Source organism: Paraburkholderia phymatum STM815 (assembly GCF_000020045.1).
In the GTDB taxonomy this organism is placed as follows: domain Bacteria; phylum Pseudomonadota; class Gammaproteobacteria; order Burkholderiales; family Burkholderiaceae; genus Paraburkholderia; species Paraburkholderia phymatum.
Genome location: NC_010623.1, coordinates 2,160,354 through 2,182,511, shown reverse-complemented (window position 1 = coordinate 2,182,511; position 22,158 = coordinate 2,160,354). Strand labels below are relative to the sequence as shown.

General features: G+C 61.4%; 14 protein-coding genes, 2 tRNA genes and 3 rRNA genes. 2 read left to right on the top strand and 17 right to left on the bottom strand.

Annotated features, from left to right (window positions below; all coding sequences use genetic code 11):
- Window positions 1–19: 19 nt before the first annotated feature.
- The 3 genes from BPHY_RS25460 to BPHY_RS25450 all read right to left on the bottom strand — a co-directional run bounded on the left by BPHY_RS25460 (window position 20) and on the right by BPHY_RS25450 (window position 4,216).
- The gene (locus BPHY_RS25460) at window positions 20–1,534 is read right to left on the bottom strand and encodes an acetyl-CoA hydrolase/transferase family protein (protein ID WP_012404328.1); all 1,515 of its coding nucleotides are present in this window, start codon (window positions 1,532–1,534) and stop codon (window positions 20–22) included.
- Window positions 1,535–1,670: 136 nt separating this feature from the next.
- Window positions 1,671–1,892 carry a hypothetical protein gene (locus tag BPHY_RS25455; protein WP_012404327.1) on the bottom strand — a complete coding sequence of 74 codons (222 nt, stop codon included), beginning with the start codon at window positions 1,890–1,892 and terminating at the stop codon, window positions 1,671–1,673.
- 143 nt (window positions 1,893–2,035) lie between these two features.
- The gene (locus BPHY_RS25450; protein WP_012404326.1) at window positions 2,036–4,216 is read right to left on the bottom strand and encodes an FUSC family protein; all 2,181 of its coding nucleotides are present in this window, start codon (window positions 4,214–4,216) and stop codon (window positions 2,036–2,038) included.
- A 198-nt stretch (window positions 4,217–4,414) separates the two neighbouring features.
- On the opposite strand from BPHY_RS25450, the gene BPHY_RS25445 reads away from it, so the two are divergent.
- Window positions 4,415–5,413 (top strand): LysR family transcriptional regulator, encoded by a 999-nt coding sequence (locus BPHY_RS25445; RefSeq protein WP_012404325.1) that lies wholly within the window; start codon window positions 4,415–4,417, stop codon window positions 5,411–5,413.
- Window positions 5,414–5,676: 263 nt separating this feature from the next.
- On the opposite strand, the gene rrf is transcribed toward BPHY_RS25445, so the two are convergent.
- The 13 genes from rrf to phnS all read right to left on the bottom strand — a co-directional run bounded on the left by rrf (window position 5,677) and on the right by phnS (window position 19,702).
- Window positions 5,677–5,790: ribosomal RNA gene (rrf, locus tag BPHY_RS25440) — 5S ribosomal RNA — on the bottom strand.
- Window positions 5,791–5,927: 137 nt separating this feature from the next.
- Window positions 5,928–8,809: ribosomal RNA gene (locus tag BPHY_RS25435) — 23S ribosomal RNA — on the bottom strand.
- A gap of 347 nt (window positions 8,810–9,156) precedes the next feature.
- A tRNA-Ala gene (locus BPHY_RS25430) sits at window positions 9,157–9,232 on the bottom strand.
- A 46-nt stretch (window positions 9,233–9,278) separates the two neighbouring features.
- A tRNA-Ile gene (locus tag BPHY_RS25425) sits at window positions 9,279–9,355 on the bottom strand.
- 67 nt (window positions 9,356–9,422) lie between these two features.
- A 16S ribosomal RNA gene (locus BPHY_RS25420) occupies window positions 9,423–10,953 on the bottom strand.
- Together the 16S, 23S and 5S rRNA genes with 2 tRNA genes alongside form the textbook arrangement of a ribosomal RNA operon.
- 504 nt (window positions 10,954–11,457) lie before the next feature.
- A complete protein-coding gene (locus BPHY_RS25415) occupies window positions 11,458–12,018 on the bottom strand; it encodes a phosphonate degradation HD-domain oxygenase (protein ID WP_012404323.1) in 561 nt (186 codons plus the stop codon).
- A gap of 4 nt (window positions 12,019–12,022) precedes the next feature.
- Window positions 12,023–13,480, bottom strand: a complete 1,458-nt coding sequence (phnY, locus tag BPHY_RS25410; RefSeq protein ID WP_012404322.1) for a phosphonoacetaldehyde dehydrogenase — start codon at window positions 13,478–13,480, stop codon at window positions 12,023–12,025.
- Window positions 13,477–14,748, bottom strand: coding sequence for a phosphonoacetate hydrolase (gene phnA / locus BPHY_RS25405; protein ID WP_012404321.1), 1,272 nt, complete (start codon window positions 14,746–14,748; stop codon window positions 13,477–13,479). The genes phnY and phnA overlap by 4 nt, the downstream gene beginning before the upstream one ends.
- A gap of 44 nt (window positions 14,749–14,792) precedes the next feature.
- On the bottom strand, window positions 14,793–15,536 hold the full coding sequence (locus tag BPHY_RS25400) for a phosphonate utilization associated transcriptional regulator (protein ID WP_012404320.1): 744 nt from the start codon (window positions 15,534–15,536) through the stop codon (window positions 14,793–14,795).
- Between the two features lie 80 nt (window positions 15,537–15,616).
- A complete protein-coding gene (phnV, locus tag BPHY_RS25395; RefSeq protein WP_012404319.1) occupies window positions 15,617–16,477 on the bottom strand; it encodes a 2-aminoethylphosphonate ABC transport system, membrane component PhnV in 861 nt (286 codons plus the stop codon).
- Complete coding sequence (locus tag BPHY_RS25390; protein ID WP_012404318.1) at window positions 16,477–17,400, bottom strand: 2-aminoethylphosphonate ABC transporter permease subunit; 924 nt, start codon at window positions 17,398–17,400, stop codon at window positions 16,477–16,479. Before BPHY_RS25390 ends, phnV begins: the two co-directional genes overlap by 1 nt.
- Window positions 17,378–18,481 (bottom strand): 2-aminoethylphosphonate ABC transport system ATP-binding subunit PhnT, encoded by a 1,104-nt coding sequence (phnT, locus tag BPHY_RS25385; protein WP_012404317.1) that lies wholly within the window; start codon window positions 18,479–18,481, stop codon window positions 17,378–17,380. Before phnT ends, BPHY_RS25390 begins: the two co-directional genes overlap by 23 nt.
- Window positions 18,482–18,604: 123 nt before the next feature.
- Window positions 18,605–19,702 carry a 2-aminoethylphosphonate ABC transporter substrate-binding protein gene (phnS, locus tag BPHY_RS25380; protein WP_012404316.1) on the bottom strand — a complete coding sequence of 366 codons (1,098 nt, stop codon included), beginning with the start codon at window positions 19,700–19,702 and terminating at the stop codon, window positions 18,605–18,607.
- Window positions 19,703–20,049: 347 nt separating this feature from the next.
- On the opposite strand from phnS, the gene BPHY_RS25375 reads away from it, so the two are divergent.
- The gene (locus BPHY_RS25375) at window positions 20,050–21,159 is read left to right on the top strand and encodes a 2-aminoethylphosphonate--pyruvate transaminase (RefSeq protein ID WP_041765391.1); all 1,110 of its coding nucleotides are present in this window, start codon (window positions 20,050–20,052) and stop codon (window positions 21,157–21,159) included.
- A gap of 15 nt (window positions 21,160–21,174) precedes the next feature.
- Here the strand turns inward: BPHY_RS25375 and BPHY_RS25370 are convergent, their stop codons facing one another.
- The gene (locus tag BPHY_RS25370) at window positions 21,175–21,930 is read right to left on the bottom strand and encodes a DeoR/GlpR family DNA-binding transcription regulator (protein WP_012404314.1); all 756 of its coding nucleotides are present in this window, start codon (window positions 21,928–21,930) and stop codon (window positions 21,175–21,177) included.
- Window positions 21,931–22,158: the final 228 nt, after the last annotated feature.

Genomic DNA, 22,158 nt, shown 5'->3' with positions numbered 1-22,158 from the left:
CACGCGTCAATACGCTACATCACGCCGTGAGCGTGTGCTCCGGCAGCATCGATCCCGTTTCCTGGAAGCGCGCGTGCCACGCGAACGCCTCGCGCAGCACGTGCGGCGTCTGGCCGCCAAAACGCAGCGCGTCGCGATAGTAGTCGCGCAGCAGATCGCGATACAGCGGATGCACGCAGCGGTCAATGATCAGCGACGCTCGTTCGCGCGGCGCCAGTCCGCGCAGATCCGCGAGGCCGATTTCCGTCACGACGATATCGACGTCATGCTCGTTATGGTCGACGTGCGGCACCATTGGCACGACGCTCGAAATCGCGCCGTCTTTGGCGATCGACTTCGTCGCGAAGATCGCGCACGACGCATTGCGCGCGAAGTCGCCCGACCCGCCGATGCCGTTCATCATGTGCGTGCCGCCCACATGCGTCGAATTCACATTGCCGTAGATATCGAACTCGAGCGCGGTGTTCAGCGCGATCAGACCCAGGCGGCGAATCACTTCAGGATGGTTGCTGACTTCCTGTGGACGCAGCACGAGACGATCGCGGTAGCGGGCGAGATCCCCGAACACCTGCGCCTGGCGCTTCTCCGTCAGCGTAATCGACGCGCCCGACGCGAACGTGACTTTGCCGGCGTCCATCAGATCGAAGGTCGAATCCTGCAGGACTTCCGAATAGATCGAAAACGGTTCGAACGGCGAGTCGGCGAAGCCGGCCAGCACCGCGTTGGCAATGGTGCCGATGCCCGCCTGCAACGGCGGCAACGGCGACGGCATGCGTCCGTGCGAGACCTCGTGCTGCAAGAACTCGATCAGATGCCCGGCGATCGATGCCGTGTCTTCGTCGGCGGGCAGCGCGGTCGACGGGCTGTCGGGCTTGTTCGTGATGACGATGGCGGCGATCTTCTCGGGCGGAATCTCGATCGACGTCGTGCCGACGCGGTCGCTCGGACGCACGACGGGCAGCGGCTCGCGATGCGGTCGGCGGCCGGGAATCCAGATGTCGTGCAGCCCTTCGAGCGCCAGCGGCTGCGCCAGATTGATTTCGACGATCACTTTATCCGCGAGAATCGCGAAGCTCGCCGAATTGCCGACGGATGTGGTCGGCACGATGCCGCCAGTCTCCGTGATCGCGACGGCTTCGATGATCGCGACGTCGAGCTTGCCGAGCTGACCCGCGCGCAGCATTTCGACCGTCTCGGACAGGTGCTGGTCGACGAACATCACGTCGCCGCGATTGATCGCCTTGCGCAATGTGTTGTCGACCTGAAACGGCAGACGGCGCGCGAGCACGCCGGCATCCGTCAACAGACTGTCCACGCCATGACCGAGCGAGGCGCCCGTCATCAGCGTGATGCGCAGCGGCTTACTTTCCGTGCGCGCGCGTTCGGCGAGCGCGACAGGCACCGCCTTCGCGTCGCCCGCGCGGGTAAAGCCGCTCGCGCCGACGCGCATGCCATTGTCGATCAGCAGCGCTGCCTGCGCCGCCGATGTGATCTTGCCGCGCAAGGCGGCACAACGAATCCGGTCTTCGTACATGAATGAAAGTCTCTCCGATGTCACGCTTGCGACTGCCGCAGTGCACCTCTTATTCTCGGTGTGCGTGGTGCGGCCGTCGCTGGATACCGCTTTATCCCTTGATATCCCTCAGGATGACTGCGCAATGTCGCTCTGATCAGCTACCGAAATACATCGCGCAGTAGCTCACGGGACCGACACACTCGTCGACCTTCTTCGCTGGTTTCGCGACAGGACGCTGCCGTTCGGGTTGAACGACGCGAGCCGCATTCGCCTGGGCAACCCGTTGCGCGCTTTCGTCCGCTGGCGCCGTCTGTGCATGCACAAGAACCGCAGCGGACAACGAACAGGCCATCAGGACCAGCTTCAGCGCTTTCATTTGAATCTCTCCAGTTGTTTCAAAAACTGCGTAAGCAGTGGTTTCAATATATGACTGTGATCGAAGGGAATTAAGAGGGCCGGCTGGAAGGCATTCTTCCTGGTTGCGGCAAGATCGTTCAGGCGGTGATGTGCTTGCGCGAGCTAGCGCGCGTCGAACGGTGCGTCCTTGTCGAGCAGCGCCGTGCGGATGAAATGCAGGCAGCTGAGAATGCGTTGCTGATCGTGCCGCCTGTCGCGATTCGTGTGCACGGCTTCCAGCGACTGCTGCACGACGCGCATGGCCGCGCGCACCGAAATCTGCGCTTTGTCCGCATGGGCTTTGTCGGGCCGCTCGAAGAGTTCGGCGAGATCGCGCGTGACGCGGTCGAGCGACGGCTGCCAACGGGCGTGCAGATACCGTGCGTAGGTTGCGCGGTCGGCTTCGCTGCGCAGGTCGATTACCGCGTGGCCCACTTCGAGCGTGACCAGCATCCATCGGAGCGCCCGACGGTGACGGCGCGAGCGCTTCGGCAACAGCATGCGCAACTGGTGCATCAGATCGTGCGTGCTCGACTGGAACCGCTGCGCGAGCCCCGTCAATGGCCCGGTGCATGCGAGCGTGATCTGGCTGCGCAGGTCGCCTTCGATCCGTGCAGTCAGCCACGGCATCTGGACGGGGAACACGATCGCTGCACCGACGGCCGTCGCGAGCATGGAAACAACGATCGCGATGCCGTTGTTGATCAGCAGAGCGGGCGCGTAGACTACGACGTTGTCGGGCGCGGCAAGCAGACAGAAAAACACCGTGAAGCCCACGCCGTAGCCCGCGGTCTTCGCTCGCGACGCAAACCAGGTGCCCGCCGCGAGCAGGGGCACGAGCATCGCGCAAAGCAGCGGAAAGCCGTCGATGACGGGATACACGTAGCAGGTCACCAGATACCCGGCGACCGTCGCGCACGCCGCGCCAACGGTCATCTGCAACGCAAGTTTGACCGGGTTTGGCGCCGCCGACGTCAGCGCACAGGCGAGCGCCGCGCCGATCACGGCCATGCCGCCGCTCGGCCAGTTCGTCGCGATCCAGAACGCGCTCACAGCGCCGACCACGGCCGCCGTGCGCGCGAACGTGCACGCGACCACGAAAGCATTGGTCCGGCTCACGTAACGCACGGCCGGCCGCTCGCGCGCCGGATTGTGATTGGTCTCCAGCGACGCGTAAGTGTCGATATAGCGGATGAACTCGACGACAAAGCGATACAGCAACTCGCCCGCCGTGTCGAAATCGGGCAGGCATCGCGGCTCGCCCGATTCCAGTGGACGCCGCGTCGCGCGCATTCTTGCTGGCAGCGTCGACTGGAAGGTCTTGAGTCCAATTGCAACACGAGCGGCATCGGATGAATCAAAGCGCCGCTCGTTGTGCGTGGTGAGCAATTGCGAAAGCTCGCGGAAGTATGACGCCGTCGCTTGCTCGACCTGAATCGATCCGTTGCCACGCAAGCGCTTTCTCAATTGATGCAGCGCATGCAGGCGCGCGCAGACGTCCATGAACTCGTGGTTCAACCTTGCCAGCACCTGACTACGCGAGCGCATGCCGGGGTCCTCGAACGCTGCGAAAGCGCGCGTCGCCTCGAAGCCGACCACTTCGTCGACGAGGTCCGCGAAATACCGCTCCGACGCACCTCGCTCGACCGCTCCGTCCAGCACTTTCACGGCGAAGGCACTAAAATTCAGATGCCTCGATTGGAGTGCATTTTGCAGCGCGAGGCTGGAGCGGCGCGGCACGATCAGCGCGCTGACGGCAGCCGAACAGACGATGCCGATGGCCACTTCGGCCGCACGCGTCAACGCGGCCAGAAACAGCCCATTCGGTTCCGTCACGGTCGGAATGCCGATCAGCGCCGCCGTGTAGCCAGCCAGCACGAAGCCATACCACCGAAAATGCCGATACCGTACCGCTGCCGCCACGCACACGCCCATCCACACGGTGATGCCGACCATGTAGAGTTCGGGTTGCTGCGCGAACAGCGCGCCCAGCGACAGCGCGGCCAGCATGCCGACAAACGTCCCGACGATCCGATAGAAGCTCTTCGCGAGCACCATTCCGCTGAACGGCTGCATCAGGACGAACACGGTCGTCATCGCTGTGCGCGGTTGCTGCAGTTCGAGCAGCATCGCGATGCCCAGCGCAAGCAGCGCGGCCGTCACGGTCTTGAAAAGATGAAGCCAGACGAGGCCGTCTGTCGTCGTCCATTCCGTGGCGGCATCGACAATCGCGCGCGGCGGAACGCCAGCATGCCATCCGACGGCATCGGAAGACACTTGCTTGATCGCATGCTGGCGCTTCATGGACTAGTACCCCGCGGGGTTGTTGTGGGAGGGATGCGCCGGTGGAACTGACGCCTGCCTATCCTGAAGGCGCCGATTGTAGGAGCCGAAGTTGCGGGAATTAATGAGAGGCGTCGGGAACGTCCCTTCCAGATCACTCAACAATGGCGGCCCGCAACGGGCGGACAATAACGGTTTGATGCCGATCAAGAAGGATTGATGGATACGTTACAAAACATGCGAGTGTTCGTGCGCGTCGTCGAGGCAGGCAGCTTCACGGGCGCAGCGCAATCGCTCAATACGACGACGGGTGCGATGTCCCGTGCGGTTTCAGAACTCGAGGCCCATTTGCGGACGCGTCTGTTGAATCGGTCGACGCGGCGTCTCGCACTGACGACGGCAGGTGAGAGATATCTGAAGCGATGTCAGCTGATTCTTGCTGATATCGATAATGCGGAAGAAGAAGCCAGCGGCGCGCATGAACGTCCAGCGGGCGTGTTGCGGATGCATAGCTTTGCGAGCATCGGACAGCATTATGTATTGCCGGCTATCTCGCGATATCGCGCGTTGTATCCCGAGGTGGCCGTCGAGTTGACGCTTTCGCAGCAATTGCCCGACCTGTTCGAAGGGAGCGCGGATGTCGCGGTGGTGGGTGCGTCGACGTTGCCTAATTCGGATCTCGTGTCGCTTCTGCTCGGAACCACGTTTAGCATTCTGTGTGCGTCCCCTGCGTACATTCATGCTCACGATGCGCCTAAAAAGCCCACCGACCTGCTGCATCATGACTGCCTGCTGCTCAAGACGCCCGCCTTTCCCACCAGCGAATGGACACTCGAAGGCCCTAACGGCAACGAAGTCTTGAATGTGAACGGCCCGGTGCAAGTCAACATCGCCGAATCGCTGATCGTGGCGATCCGTGAAGGCATGGGAATTGGCATATTGCCGCTGTATGCGGCGATCGATGGCTTGCGCACGGGATCACTCGTGCGCGTGCTGCCCGAATATACGCTGCAAAAGATGAATGTTTACGCACTGTATCCGTCGCGCAAATTTATCGACGCGAAGACAAGGACGTGGGTGGAGTTTCTACGGACGCATTTGCCGCAGGTTATTGCCCGCGATGTCGCGCTGTTAGGTGAGGTGGGTCAGCAGGACGCAGTAAACAATGCGCTTCATGCGAGCGATGTGGGCGTCACGGAACAGCAAGCGAAGCTCTGACTTTTAATGCGCGACTAGCGACTTTTGCCTATGTTTTAGACCGTCAATCAGCTGTCGTAGGATTGGCGCGTCAGGTTGGTCGCGCGCTGATGAATTTCCGGCGGAGCGAAGCGGCGGCAAGACCATCGTCACCAGATCGTGATTGACGGTCTTCCCTTTCGCTTTTTGCGGGACCGCGAGTGTGTCGCTACGTCGCAGCAACATCGGCCGCACAAACGCCAAGACCCCGCTTTTGAGGGCGGGGTCATGGCGATGTATAAGGAGCCTGACGATTACCTACTTTCACACGGGCAATCCGCACTATCATCGGCGTGGAGTCGTTTCACGGTCCTGTTCGGGATGGGAAGGGGTGGGACCGACTCGCTATGGTCATCAGGCATGACGGGTTGCTGCGTCGCATCGCGGTGCGCCACAGCCAATCTGGAAGAAGCGTAAAGAGGGGGGTTGTGTTGTGTCGTGTTGCGGGCACAACGCTGTTGTCTCAACCTGTGTGGTACCGAGACAGACCTGTTATAGGATCAAGCCTTACGGGCAATTAGTATCAGTTAGCTTAACGCATTACTGCGCTTCCACACCTGACCTATCAACGTCCTGGTCTTGAACGACCCTTCAAGGGGCTCGAAGCCCCGGGGATATCTCATCTTAAGGCGAGTTTCCCGCTTAGATGCTTTCAGCGGTTATCTCTTCCGAACATAGCTACCCGGCGATGCCACTGGCGTGACAACCGGTACACCAGAGGTTCGTCCACTCCGGTCCTCTCGTACTAGGAGCAGCCCCCTTCAAATATCCAGCGCCCACGGCAGATAGGGACCAAACTGTCTCACGACGTTTTAAACCCAGCTCACGTACCTCTTTAAATGGCGAACAGCCATACCCTTGGGACCGGCTACAGCCCCAGGATGAGATGAGCCGACATCGAGGTGCCAAACACCGCCGTCGATATGAACTCTTGGGCGGTATCAGCCTGTTATCCCCAGAGTACCTTTTATCCGTTGAGCGATGGCCCTTCCATACAGAACCACCGGATCACTATGACCTGCTTTCGCACCTGCTCGACTTGTCGGTCTCGCAGTTAAGCACGCTTATGCCATTGCACTATCAGCACGATTTCCGACCGTACCTAGCGTACCTTCGTACTCCTCCGTTACACTTTGGGAGGAGACCGCCCCAGTCAAACTGCCCACCATGCACTGTCCCCGACCCGGATCACGGGCCAAGGTTAGAACCTCAAACAAACCAGGGTGGTATTTCAAGGACGGCTCCACGCAAACTGGCGTTCACGCTTCATAGCCTCCCACCTATCCTACACAGATCGGTTCAAAGTCCAATGCAAAGCTACAGTAAAGGTTCATGGGGTCTTTCCGTCTAGCCGCGGGGAGATTGCATCATCACAAACACTTCAACTTCGCTGAGTCTCGGGAGGAGACAGTGTGGCCATCGTTACGCCATTCGTGCAGGTCGGAACTTACCCGACAAGGAATTTCGCTACCTTAGGACCGTTATAGTTACGGCCGCCGTTTACCGGGACTTCAATCAAGAGCTTGCACCCCATCATTTAATCTTCCGGCACCGGGCAGGCGTCACACCCTATACGTCCACTTTCGTGTTTGCAGAGTGCTGTGTTTTTATTAAACAGTCGCAGCCACCAGTTTATTGCAACCCCTTCACCCTCTGCGCGCAGGCGCATCAAGCTACAGGGGCGTACCTTATCCCGAAGTTACGGTACCAATTTGCCGAGTTCCTTCTCCCGAGTTCTCTCAAGCGCCTTAGAATACTCATCTCGCCCACCTGTGTCGGTTTGCGGTACGGTCAATGTGAAACTGAAGCTTAGAGGCTTTTCCTGGAACCCCTTCCGATTGCTTCGTCGCCTAAGCGACTCGCGCCACGCCCTTGAATCCCGTGCCCGGATTTGCCAGAGCACCTTCTCCAACGCAGCGACCGGGACTTCCAACACCCGGACAACCTTCCGCGATCCGTCCCCCCATCGCATTTCACACTGGTGCAGGAATATTGACCTGCTTCCCATCAGCTACGCATTTCTGCCTCGCCTTAGGGGCCGACTCACCCTACGCCGATGAACGTTGCGTAGGAAACCTTGGGCTTACGGCGAGGGGGCCTTTCACCCCCTTTATCGCTACTCATGTCAGCATTCGCACTTCCGATACCTCCAGCACACTTTCCAGTGCACCTTCGCAGGCTTACGGAACGCTCTCCTACCATGCGTGCAAAGCACGCATCCGCAGCTTCGGTATATGGCTTAGCCCCGTTACATCTTCCGCGCAGGACGACTCGATCAGTGAGCTATTACGCTTTCTTTAAAGGGTGGCTGCTTCTAAGCCAACCTCCTGACTGTTTTAGCCTTCCCACTTCGTTTCCCACTTAGCCATATTTGGGGACCTTAGCTGGCGGTCTGGGTTGTTTCCCTCTTGACACCGGACGTTAGCACCCGATGTCTGTCTCCCGTGATTGCACTCTTCGGTATTCGGAGTTTGCTATGGCGAGGTAATCCGCAATGGACCCCTCAACCATGACAGTGCTCTACCCCCGAAGGTGATACACGAGGCACTACCTAAATAGTTTTCGGAGAGAACCAGCTATTTCCAGGTTTGTTTAGCCTTTCACCCCTATCCACAGCTCATCCCCTAACTTTTCAACGTTAGTGGGTTCGGACCTCCAGTACGTGTTACCGCACCTTCATCCTGGCCATGGATAGATCACCTGGTTTCGGGTCTACACCCAGCGACTGATTCGCCCTGTTCGGACTCGCTTTCGCTACGCCTGCCCTAATCGGTTAAGCTCGCCACTGAATGTAAGTCGCTGACCCATTATACAAAAGGTACGCCGTCACCCCTTGCGAGGCTCCGACTGTTTGTATGCATGCGGTTTCAGGATCTGTTTCACTCCCCTCCCGGGGTTCTTTTCGCCTTTCCCTCACGGTACTGGTTCACTATCGGTCGATCACGAGTATTTAGCCTTGGAGGATGGTCCCCCCATCTTCAGACAGGATTTCACGTGTCCCGCCCTACTTGTCGTACACCCAGTTCTTCCTCGCTGTTTTCGCCTACGGGGCTATCACCCACTATGGCCGCACTTTCCAGAGCGTTCGGCTAACAACGAAGATAAAGAGTACAGGCTGGTCCCATTTCGCTCGCCACTACTTTGGGAATCTCGGTTGATTTCTTTTCCTGCGGTTACTTAGATGTTTCAGTTCACCGCGTTCGCTCCACGCAACCTATGGATTCAGTTGCGGGTGACCCATACGGGCCGGGTTTCCCCATTCGGATATCGGTGGATCAAAGCTCGTTTGCCAGCTCCCCACCGCTTTTCGCAGGCTACCGCGTCCTTCATCGCCTGTGATCGCCAAGGCATCCACCACATGCACTTGTTCGCTTGACCCTATAACGGGTATGTCTCTTTCGATAACATCCGCTACAGGTTGAGTTTTCGCGTGTCGGTCCACGTTAGTGCCTCAGCACTTATCGGGGAGCCCACACACTGCGTGTTGTGCCGTATTCCAAGGCTGTCTTTCGACAACCCTTAAATACTTTCGATACAATCACAACCCTGATTCGCCTACTCGCGCGCCCATCTCTAAGCACGCTTTCGCGAATCTCTTTACTACTTCTTCCTGATTGTTAAAGAACGACAGCCGATATGCGCTTGCGCACATCCAGTCTGACTGGCTCAATTGCCAATGCATAACGCGCGGCCCCCTTCCGGACCGGACACTAGGCATTGGAAACTGGTGGAGGATGACGGGATCGAACCGACGACCCCCTGCTTGCAAAGCAGGTGCTCTCCCAGCTGAGCTAATCCCCCGCAGATACCGCACCTTGAGGTTTCACTCGTCACACCGCAGACAACGTGGTGGGTCTGGTTGGATTCGAACCAACGACCCCCGCCTTATCAAGACGGTGCTCTAACCGACTGAGCTACAGACCCCTCAAAGCCTGTCTTCAAACAACAGCCGACAAGTGTGAGCGCTCAACTTGTGAACGCGAAGCTCTGGAAAGGAGGTGATCCAGCCGCACCTTCCGATACGGCTACCTTGTTACGACTTCACCCCAGTCATGAATCCTACCGTGGTGACCGTCCTCCTTGCGGTTAGACTAGCCACTTCTGGTAAAACCCACTCCCATGGTGTGACGGGCGGTGTGTACAAGACCCGGGAACGTATTCACCGCGGCATGCTGATCCGCGATTACTAGCGATTCCAGCTTCACGCAGTCGAGTTGCAGACTGCGATCCGGACTACGATCGGTTTTCTGGGATTGGCTCCGCCTCGCGGCTTGGCAACCCTCTGTTCCGACCATTGTATGACGTGTGAAGCCCTACCCATAAGGGCCATGAGGACTTGACGTCATCCCCACCTTCCTCCGGTTTGTCACCGGCAGTCTCCCTAGAGTGCTCTTGCGTAGCAACTAGGGACAAGGGTTGCGCTCGTTGCGGGACTTAACCCAACATCTCACGACACGAGCTGACGACAGCCATGCAGCACCTGTGTTACGGCTCCCTTTCGGGCACCCTCACCTCTCGGCAAGGTTCCGTACATGTCAAGGGTAGGTAAGGTTTTTCGCGTTGCATCGAATTAATCCACATCATCCACCGCTTGTGCGGGTCCCCGTCAATTCCTTTGAGTTTTAATCTTGCGACCGTACTCCCCAGGCGGTCAACTTCACGCGTTAGCTACGTTACCAAGTCAATGAAGACCCGACAACTAGTTGACATCGTTTAGGGCGTGGACTACCAGGGTATCTAATCCTGTTTGCTCCCCACGCTTTCGTGCATGAGCGTCAGTATTGGCCCAGGGGGCTGCCTTCGCCATCGGTATTCCTCCACATCTCTACGCATTTCACTGCTACACGTGGAATTCTACCCCCCTCTGCCATACTCTAGCCCGCCAGTCACCAATGCAGTTCCCAGGTTAAGCCCGGGGATTTCACATCGGTCTTAGCGAACCGCCTGCGCACGCTTTACGCCCAGTAATTCCGATTAACGCTCGCACCCTACGTATTACCGCGGCTGCTGGCACGTAGTTAGCCGGTGCTTATTCTTCCGGTACCGTCATCCTCCACCGCTATTGGCGGCGAAGTTTTCTTTCCGGACAAAAGTGCTTTACAACCCGAAGGCCTTCTTCACACACGCGGCATTGCTGGATCAGGGTTGCCCCCATTGTCCAAAATTCCCCACTGCTGCCTCCCGTAGGAGTCTGGGCCGTGTCTCAGTCCCAGTGTGGCTGGTCGTCCTCTCAGACCAGCTACAGATCGTCGCCTTGGTAGGCCTTTACCCCACCAACTAGCTAATCTGCCATCGGCCGCCCCTTGAGCGCGAGGTCCGAAGATCCCCCGCTTTCCTCCTCAGAGCGTATGCGGTATTAATCCGGCTTTCGCCGGGCTATCCCCCACTCCAGGACACGTTCCGATGTATTACTCACCCGTTCGCCACTCGCCGCCAGGCCGAAGCCCGCGCTGCCGTCCGACTTGCATGTGTAAGGCATGCCGCCAGCGTTCAATCTGAGCCAGGATCAAACTCTTCAGTTCAAACCTGTTACTGTTTTTCGGGCTCTCTCGAACCCGGTCGCTCACTCAAAATCACTGACGAAAGATCTGATTGCTCAAACCTTCCTCAATTTCTTCGTGTGAGACTCGATTACTTTCGCTATTGCGGCAATCCGAAGATCACCGCGCGCTCGCCATCGAGCACCCACACTTATCGGCTGTTAGTTTTTAAAGAACATTCGCAGGAAGCGCCTTGCTTTCACCGCGTTGCTGCGTCAGCAGCAGAGAAACGAGATTATGAAGAACCTTTTTCGTTTCGTCAACCGGTTTTTTAACTACCCAACCTGTCGACTCCATCGGAAAGCCCGTCAATGCTGGCTCCCCTGTCCTTCTCCGCTTCTCCCGCGCCACGTTGTCCGCAGCGCGAAAGAGCGGAATTCTAGGCGCTCGCGTGAGCACTTGCAAGCGCTTTTTTGATATGCGTAATACGCCTGACATAAGCGCCACGTAGGAACCGCCTGCGCACCGCATCTACGCTATCACCGGTCAAACATCGGCATGCCGCTCCATCACCCGCGACACGACATTCAGATAATGATCGAGATCGGGCGTCTCGCGATTCGCTTTTTTGGCGAGATCGTCCCAACGACGCAAGCGGATCGCATCGTCCGCAAACGGCTTGCTCAGAAACGCCCGCGCCTCGTCGTCGCTGAAAATGCCGCCCTGCAGTTCAAGACTGCGGACGGAATCCGCCGACAGCATCCCGAAGTATGCCGCATCGATCGCACACAAACAGCGCTTCGCGTCGACGTGCAACCGGATCGGCTCCACTACTGCTTCCGGCAGCACCGGCCGCAGAAACGGCAGCGCGAAATACTGATGGAGATCGTCGATCCGGCGTGAGGTCGGCGTCTCGCCCTGCCGGTTCAACAAGTGTCCCAGGTCATGCAGGAACGCCGCCGCGACCAGTTCCTCCGAAGCGCCTTCCGATTCAGCCAGTGCGCCGCTCTGCAACGCGTGCTCGAGCTGCGTCACTGGTTCGCCGCTGTAGGCGAGCTGACCATGCGCCTCGAATAATCCGCGAATATCGCTTAGGTTCAGCGCCACAACATCACTCCCACGGAAGAGAAAAAGTCTTGAGGTTCGTGAAACTCTTCATCGCTTCCTGAACGCCTTCCTTGTAGCCAAGGCCCGAGTCCTTGATGCCGCCGAACGGCGTCAGTTCGACGCGATATCCCGGCACCTCCCACACGTTCACCGTGCCGACGCGCAACTCGTTGATGAAGCGCGGAATCGCGTCCTGGCGGTTGGTGCACAGTCCGCACGACAGCCCGAACGGCGTGCCGTTGCTGATACGGATCGCGTCGTCGATCGTGTCGAACGTGATGATGGGCGACACGGGACCGAAGGTTTCCTCGCGGATCAGCGTCATCGACGGATCGACCTGATCGACGACCGTCGGCGAATACAGCGCGCCTTCGCGCCTGTTGCCCGTCAACAGACGCGCACCCTGCGCGACCGCTTCGTTCACGCGCGCTTCGAACAGCCGCGCCGCATCGACATCGATCACCGTACCCATCTGGTTCGAAGTATCGAACGGATCACCGTACGTCCACTCGCGCGTCTTCTCGACGACCAGCTCCGTGAAGCGCGCCGCGATGCTCTTCTGAACGATCATCCGTTTGACGGCCGTGCAGCGCTGCCCCGAATTCTTGTACGACCCTTGCACGGCCAACGCTGCCGCCCGCTCGACATCTGCGTCGTCGAGCACGATCAGCGGATCGTTGCCGCCGAGTTCGAGCACGACGCGCCGATAGCCCGCGCGCTCGGCGATGTGCTTGCCGATCGCCACGCCGCCCGTGAAGGTCACGAGTTCGGCGAGGGGATTCGTGATCAGTTCGTCCGCGATTTCGCGCGGATCGCCCGTGAGCACCTGCAGCATCGGCGCGGGCAGACCGGCTTCGTACAGAATGTCGGCGAGATAGCAGGCCGACAGCGGCACCTTCTCCGAAGGCTTCAGGATCACGCGATTGTTCGTCGCGATCGACGGCGCAATCTTGTGCGCGACCTGGTTCATCGGGTGATTGAACGGGGTGATCGCGACGATCACCCCCGCGAGCGGATCGCGCTGCGTAAACACGCGACGCTTCTTGCCATGCGGCGTCAGATCGCACGAAAAGCTCTGGCCGTCGTCACGCAGCGCTTCGATCGACGCGAACTTCAATACGTCGGCGACGCGCCCGATTTCATAGCGCGAATCCTGTTTCGACAAACCCGATTCGAGCGAGATCAGGTCCGACGCCTGTTCGAGCCGCTCGCGCAGCAACAGGCCCGCCCGCTCGAGGATCTGCGAGCGCTCGTAACGCGAGAGCTTCGCGGAGTACGCGCCCGCGTACTCGAACGCGGCGCGCACGTCGTCGACGCTCGCCATCGGCACCGTGCCGACGCGCATGCCCGTGTACGGATCGAATACATCGAGCGTGCGGGCACGGGTTGCGCGCTCGCCCTTCAGGCGCAGCGCTTCTGCACGAAACGCGGGATGGTCGTTGGACTGCACGTTTGCGTTCATGATGTCGCCACGTGGTTGAGCGCGATTTCGAACACATCGAAATTGCGCAGACGCTTGCCCGCGACGCGCGCTTCGTCGATGCGTCGATTAAAGATCAGCGGCACCACCTGTTCGGCAATGCCGCCGTGCGAACGCAGCGGCACCGTCAGCCCGGACAAATCGTGTTCTTCGCGGCGCGTGCCGAGCGCTGTATCCTTCCTGCTCACGACGACGATGTCGCCCACGCGATCGTTCGGCAGCTCGAAGCGCTTGCACGCCGCCTTGTTGTCGAGCACGACTTCGATATCCTTCAGGCCGCCAAGCCGCTCGATCACCTGGCGCGCATTCACATCCGCAAGCAGATAGATCGTCGCGAACGAACCGAGCGCGCCGTGGTGAACGACATACGGATCGGTGATCGGCAAAATCACGCGGGCCGCGCGTGCGCCGAGCCATTCGTCCATCACGTCCTGCAGATAGATCACGTTCGGCTCGCCCGTCTGTGGATCGTGCTTCGCGTTCATGCCGTGATCGGCGGTGAGGCCGATCACCCAGCCGAGCGCGTCGAGCTTCGACAGATAGCCGTCCATCATCGCGTAGAACGCGTTCGCGCCTTCCGTGCCGGGCGCCCACTTGTGCTGGATGTAGTCGGTGGTCGACAGATACATCAGGTCGAGCTTGCGGGTTTGCGCGAGCCGCACGCCCGCGGCGAACACGAACTCCGACAGATCCGCGCTGTACACGTCGGGCAGCGGCCGCCCCACGAGACCCAGCACTTCGTCGATGCCGTTTTCTTCGTGTGTCACCGTGTCGGCCTTTTCCGCCGAGAAGCAGATGCCCGTCATCTTGTTGCCGAGCAGGCGGCGCAGCTTGTCCTTCGCGGTGACGACGGCGACGGCGGCGCCCGCATCCGCGGCCGCCGCGAGCAGCGTCGGCGCGCGCAGGTAGGCGGGATCGTTCATCATCACTTCCGCCCCCTTGCCGTCGTTGGCCTGCGGGTCCCAGAAGTAGTTGCCGCAGATGCCATGCACCGACGGCGGCACGCCGCACACGATCGACAGGTTGTTCGGGTTGGTGAACGACGGAATCACGCAGTCGCCCTTGAACGCCGCGCCGCCGTTCAGCATCTTGCCGATGAACGGCGCGACGCCCGCCTTCACGGCGGCTTCGAGATAGTCGTACTCGCAGCCATCGACACACACGACCACCGTCGGCTTGACGGGCAGCCGGTAGCTGCGGCCATTCACTTCGACATGACGTGCGGATTGAATTGCGGATTGGATTGCCATTTGCACTCTTCCCTACGCGTCGCCGACGCGTGTTCTTGATTCGATCAGACGAACCGTGCGCCCAGCCGGTTGTTGGCGTCATCGTTCACGTCCGGTGCGCGCGGCTGCGCAGCCTCATGCGCGCGCTGCCTGCCGCCGTCCACGTGCGCGCGCATCCGGCGCGCGGCTTCGTCCGCGTCGCGCGCCGCGAGCGCCGACAGGATCGCCCGATGCTCGGCCAGCGAGCGTTCCATTGCATCGCCGCGCACGCCCAACGCAGCGCGCCGGAACAAACTCAGTTCGCCCACCAGCCTGCGATACGTGACGTACAGCTTGCCGTTGCCCGCAGTCGCGACGATCGCGTCGTGAAACGCAACGTTCGACCGCGCGTATGCATCGTGATCGCCGGCATCGAGTGCCGCGCACATCGCATCGACATGCGCGCGCAGCGCGGCCAGCTGCGCGGCGTCGATTCGCGGCGCGAGCATACGGCACGCCGCTTCTTCGAGGACGGCGCGTACCGCATAGATCTCGTCGGCTTCCGCCAGCGACACCGTGCGCACAAACACGCCGCGGTTCTTCTCGGTGCGCACCAGCCCCGCCTGCTCCAGCGCGCGAAACGCCTCGCGTACGGGACCACGCGACACCTGCAGACGCGTGGCCCACTCCGCTTCATTCAGCTTGTCACCGGGCGTGAGCTTGCCGTCGACGATATGGCGCTCGATCTCGTCGCGCACCAGCGCCGTCAGCGAATGCCGCCTGACCAGGTCGAGCGTGTTATCCGACTCGGCTTCCATATTTTCGGTCATTTCGACAATATTTGCCACATCAATATGCGCGGCGCGCCGACCTCGACGCACCTCGCGAAAAAATCAGGAAACGATGTAGATCAGTCCACGCGGCGACGCGGCACGCGGGCCGCAATCAGGAGCAGCGCGGCCAGCGACGCGACCAGCAGGATCAGCGAGAGCGCCGATGCCGGCAGGTAATAGCCGCGCTCCACCTGACCGACCACGACGATCGGCACGGTTGCGAAGCCAGGCGGATAGACGGTGAGCGTCGCGCCAAGCTCGCCCAGCGACAGCGCAAAACCGAGCGCGAGCGACGCGCGGATCGCGGGCACCAGTTGCGGCAGCACGACGCGGCGCAAAACCATCGACGGCGGCGCACCGAGGCTTGCGGCCGCTTCGCGCAAGACGGTCAATTCGGGCCGCAAGGCAGCCGCGGCGCAGCGGTAGCAGAACGGCAAAACCAGCGCCAGTTGCACGAACACGACAATCGCGGCGGAGCTGGACAGGTCGACCGGCTTCTTGTGATACGCAATCAACACGGCGAGGCCGAGCACCACGCTCGGCACGCCGTTGGGCATCATCGCGATCGTGTCGACGAGCGCGCCAAGTCCGCGCCGGTCGCGGCCTTCGAGCGCCAGAGCGAGCCATAGGCCGAGTATCGTGCCGAGAATCGCGACGCCGAAGCCGATCTGCAGGCTGGTGACGAGCGCATCGAAATCGCTCCCGCCGAGGCGCTCGAACCAGCGCATGCTGAAACCGTCGGGCAGGATCGTGCCTGACCAGTGCGCAGCGACACTCGACAGCGCGACCACGATCACGGGCAGCACGAACAGCCAGAAACACAGCAGCGCGGCGCACGCCATGAACAGAGCGCCCGCGACGCGCGCAAAAAGTCCGTGCTGAACGGGCCGTACGCGATGATGCACGGCGGGCAGCACGCTTTGGTCGACATCGGACATCACTTCGCTCCTCCCACCTTGCGCCCGTTGACCTGACGATACAGCGCATACAGCGACAGCGACATCGCCAGCATCACGACAGCGCCCGCCGCCGCCGTCGGCAGATCGAGATCGACCGTGGCCGAGCTGTAGATCGCCACGGGCAGCGTGATCAGATGCGCGCTGCCCAGCACGAGCAGAATGCCGAACTCATTCAGCGTCAGAAGAAAGCACAGGATCGTACCCGCCGCGATGCCTGGCCAGGCGAGCGGCACGATCACGCGAAACGCCACCATCCAGCCATTCGCGCCGAGACTGCGCGCGGCTTCGATCAGGCGCATATCGAGCATGGCGAACGACGCGAGCGTCGGGCGCACGACGAACGGCGCGTAGAACACCACTTCCGCGAGAATCACGCCGCCGATGCCGAACAGGAAATCGAGCGGCGGCGCTTCGAGATGGAATAGCCGTTGCAGCCCGATGCTGACGGAGCCTTGCGAGCCGTACAGAAAGATCAGCGTAAACGCGACGAGAAACGACGGGAATGCCACGAACAGTTCGAGGAAGCGCGTCACGAGCCGCGCGCCCGGAAACGGCTTGAAGAAGAGCAGCGAAGCGAGTGCAACGCCAAGGATCGACGCGAGGCCCGCGCTCGCGAACAGGATCCACAGCGTCGTGCCGATCACGCCGCTCGTTTCCGGATTCTGGAAGAAGGCCGCGTACGCGTGGAAAGTCATGCCATGCTGCCCCGTCAGGCTCAGCAGCACGAGACGGATCAGCGGATAGATCACGAGCGGCCCGAGCACGACGACCAGCAGAAACAGCAGGTGCCATTGCGACAGTCGTTCGCGCCGGCGCTTCGCGGCCGCGTGCGACGCCGCCGTCGCGGCTCGCCGCCCGTCGCGCGACGCGGCGAGCGGATCAGGGCTGGATAAGGACGACATCGTCAGCCTCATAACGCAAGGAGATCCGCGCGCCCTTCTCGGGCATCACGCCGGTGCCGCGCTGCATCGACACGAGCACGGGTTCGTTGGGCATCGCGTCGAGCGCGACCTGCACGGACAGCACCGAGCCATACCATTCGACCGTCGCGATCGTGCCGTGCAACTGCCCTTCCCCGAGCGGCACGATGCGCATCGCTTCGGGGCGCAGACAGGCGACGCGATCGCGCTCGCCGTAGCGGGCATCGCCGAGCGCAAATGCAATATTCGGCGGCAGCAGATTGGCCGCGCCGAGATACCGCGCGACGAAGACGTCGTTCGGCTTGTCATACAGTTCCTGCGGCGTGCCGAGCTGCGCGATATGACCTTCGCGCATCAGCAGCGTACGGTCGGACAACACGAGCGCGTCGTCCTGATCGTGCGTCACGCAAACGATCGTCAGGTTCGGCAGCCGCTCATGCAGCGCCTTGAGTTCGGAACGCACTGACGCACGCAGATTGGCGTCGAGCGCGGAAAGCGGTTCGTCGAGCAGCAGCACATCGGGCTCGATCACGAGCGCGCGCGCGAGCGCCACCCGCTGTTGCATGCCGCCCGACAGCTGCGCGGGCATCACGTGGCCGGCGTCGCCGAGCTGCACGAGCTTCAGCGCATCGGCGACGCGCCGCGCGATTTCTTTCGCCGAAATGCGCCGCGCGCGCAGACCGAACGCGACGTTCTCGAACACGGATAAATGCGGAAACAGCGCATAGCTCTGAAACAGCAGACCCAGATTGCGCTTGTGCGGCGGCACGTGCGTGAGATCGCGTCCCGCGACTGTCAGCGTACCCGCCAGCCCATCCGCCTCGATGAAACCGGCGATAAAGCGCAGCAACGTCGTCTTGCCGCAGCCGCTTCGGCCGAGCACGGTCAGCAGTTCGCCGCGTTCAATCGTCAGCGACAGATCGTCGAGCACGGTGCGCGGGCCGAAGCGCACAGTCAGGTGATCGATCTGCACGCCGCCCGGCGCGGTTGTCTGCGCCACGCCTTGCGCCAGCGGCGTGGCGTCGAGCGCGCCGGAGCCGGCAAGAGTTGTTGCAGTGTTCACCCGGACCATCCTCCTACGTAGATGACTTTGAATGACGCGTCACAGCGCCAGCATGCTTCCTGCGCGGCGCAACGGCAATCTTCCGCGCGCGCCGCACCGCGCGTTTCCGATCAGGCGCCTGAATTACTTCGGCTTCACGACTTCGATCTGCTTGCCCGAGTTGCCGATCACTTCGCTCTTCCAGCGGGCCGTCCAGTCAGCCTTTTTCGCCATCACGTGGTTCCAGTCGACCGGGATCAACTTGACGCCCGAAATGGCCTGCTTCACAACGGCACCGTTCTTGCCCGACAGCGGCACGTCGCTGCGGCCCGGAATGCCGAAGATATCCGGCACCTTGGCCTGCACTTCCGTCGACATCAGATAGTCGATCAGTTTCTTGCCGCCCGCCTGGTTCGGACCATTCTTGATCAGCCCGATTGCGTACGGCAGCTGGAAGGTGGTCGGCTGTCCGCCCGGTTCGGCAGCGAGGAAAATCGGCCGCAGCGACAGGCCGCCGTTGGCCGCATCGTCGAGATCCATCTGCAGGTCGCCGTTCGCCACCGCGATTTCGTTACGCGAGAGCAGCACATCGAGGTAGCCCGTACCCTTCGTGTGGAACTTGGCGCTCTGTTCGAGCTTCTTCAGGTAATCGAACGCCTTGTCTTCGCCCATCAGCGAAGTCGTCAGGATGATGACGGCCATGCCGTCGCCCGCCGTCGCCGGGTTCGAGTAAGCGACCTTGCCACTGTAGTCCGGGTGCAGCAGGTCCGCGAAGGTCTTCGGCTGGTTGTGCACCACCGCCGGGTTGATCGCGAACGAGAAATAGTTGTTCACGAACGTCGCCCACGCGCCGTCCGATGCCTTCGCGATGGCGGGCACGTTCTTGTAGTTCACGCTCTCGTAATTCTGCAGCAGGCCCGACTGCGCCGCCTGCTGGATGAACGGCGGCAGTGTGACGATCACGTCGGCCTTCGGCGCGTCCTTTTCGATGGTCGCGCGGTTCACGACTTCGCCGCTGCCCGCCGTCACGATGTTGACCTTCACGCCTTCCTGCTTTTCGAACGCGGGCAGCACGTCCTTATAGAGATTTTCGAGGCCGTCAGCCGTATACAGCACGACTGCGCCCGCTGCGTGCGCGGACATCGCGCCGCCGAACGCGGCCGCCGCGACCAGCGCGGGCAGCAGTTTGCGCGCATGGCGTGCGATGTGACCCGTCGAGCGATGGTGATCCGTCTTTTTCATGTCGTTCTCTCCGAAAGGCAAAAACCTGTGGGTAACCCGATATTGGTGGTGTCCGGACAGCGCTTCGGGGCGCGATCCGCCTGAGGTCGCAGCCGAAGCCGCGCAAATTGCAGATTGCCGACAACTTTTTTTGCGGCGTTTATGCCAAGGCCTCCCTCCAACCATCACACGCTGCTGGCGGCCTTGCCTGAACCGGCACGGCAAGGATCGTCTCTTTCTGTGACACCGACATGAAGATTCTGTCGATTTCCACAAAACGACACAATTAGCCAATAATATGCAAAGCAACAGGCAATGCAATGTGCGCCCGCTGCGGCGCGCCCGATCCAGACAAAGGAGGCTGTGTGATTCCTGGAAACGACCCGATCCTGCTCACGCCGGGACCGCTGACGACCTCGCCCGCCACGCGGCATGCGATGCTGCGCGACTGGGGCTCGTGGGACGCCGCGTTCAACCGCATGACGCAAAGTGTCTGCACCGATCTCATCGAGATCGTACATGGCGAAAACGAGTACGTCTGCGTGCCGCTCCAGGGCAGCGGCACGTTCGCCGTCGAAGCTGCGCTTGGCACGCTGGTGCCGCGCGACGGCCGCGTGCTCGTACCGAACAACGGCGCTTACTGCGCACGCATCGTCAAGGTGCTGCAACGCCTCGGCATCGCGCATGTTGAACTGCCGCTGCGCGAAGACGCGCCCGTGACGGCCGCCGCCATCGAAGACGCGTTCAACCGGGACCCGCGCATCACGCATGTCGCGCAGGTGCATCTCGAGACGAGCGCAGGCCTGCTCAATCCGCTCGACGAGATCGCCGCCGTCTGCAAGCACTACGGCAAGAGCCTGATCGTCGATGCGATGAGCTCGTTCGGCGCGCTGCCCATCGATCTGCGCCGGGGCGGCATCGATGCGCTGGTGTCGGCCAGCGGCAAATGTCTGGAAGGCGTGCCCGGCATGGGCTTCGTGATCGTGCGGCGCAGCGCGCTCGAAGCGTGCGAGGGGCGCTCGCCGTCGCTCGCGCTCGACCTGTACGACCAGTTCGCGTACATGCAGAAGACCACTCAATGGCGCTTCACGCCGCCGACGCACGTGCTCGCCGCGCTGCGCACGGCCCTCGACCAGTTCATCGCGGAAGGCGGCCAGCCGGCGCGCGGCGCGCGCTACGCGCGCAACTGCGCGGCGCTCGTCGACGGCATGAAGGCGCTCGGCTTCGAGACGTTCCTGACGGCGGACGTGCAGGCGCCCGTAATCGTCACGTTCCATGCGCCGCGCGATCCGAAGTGGCAATTTGCAGAGTTTTATGCCGCGGTACGCGAGGCCGGCTATGTGCTGTATCCGGGCAAGCTGACGCAGGTGGAGACGTTCCGGGTCGGCTGCATCGGTTCGATCGGCACGAACGAGATGCACGACGCTGTCGCGGCGATCGGCCGGACGCTGATCAGGCTCGGTATCCGTGTGAAGTGAGACGAAGCGCGACACTCACGCGATCAGGATTTCGGGGCCGCGTGCAGTGATCGCCTTGGCCAGCGCGCGATCCGGTGCCAGCTCCGTGACGACATAACGAGCTTTCTCCAGCCCTTCGATACGCACGGGCGTCTCGCGGCCGAACTTGGAATTGTCGGCGACGACGATCACGGTTGCGCCCGCGCCGATCATCCGGCTGCGCACCTCGGCCGCCATCCGCGAGTAGTCGGACAGCTGCGCGTCGGGCGTGATGCCGCCCGCGCCGATCAGCGCGAAGTCCGCGTGATAGTGCGATAGCTGGGTGATCGTATCGAGGCCGAACGCGGCGTCTTCGTTGTCCGACAGCTCGCCGCCGAGCAGCGTCACGCGATTGTCGTTGCGCCTGCCGAGTAGCAGTGCGATACGCCAGTCGTTCGTATAGACGCTCAGACGATGACGGTCCGTGAGCGCACGTGCGACGGCATGCGTTGTGCTGCCTGAATCGATGATCACCGACGCGCCGTCGGGCACGAGCTGCGCCGCGCGTTCGCCGATGGCGCGCTTCGCGCTGGCGTTCGCGGCATCGCGCGTATCGAGGTCGGGCTCGCGCCGGTCGCTCGACAACGCGCCGCCATGCGTCGTCACGATCAGGCCGCGTTCAGCCAGCGCGTTCAGATCGCGGCGGATCGTTTCGCGCGATACATTGAGCTCGCGAACCAGTTCGGCGACCGACAGTGCGCCCGTCTTCGTGACCTTAGCCAGTATGTATTGGTGACGTTGTTCTGCCAGCATAGGTTGTGTTGGCCGCCGTCAGCCGGCGAGCATGTGTTCATGAATGGGCAAGCCCGCCGTATTGTATTACGCGTGCGTGTCAGGCGCGGAAGTGGCGCATGGCGCTGGTCGGCGCAACGGCGGCTCACCGGAGGCTGGGCGCCCGCTAAAGGTCACGGATGCCGGGCGCATACCGCAAGCGGCGCGCGACCGTACCTGTGCCGATGTTCCGCGCGCCGCATCCCTGCT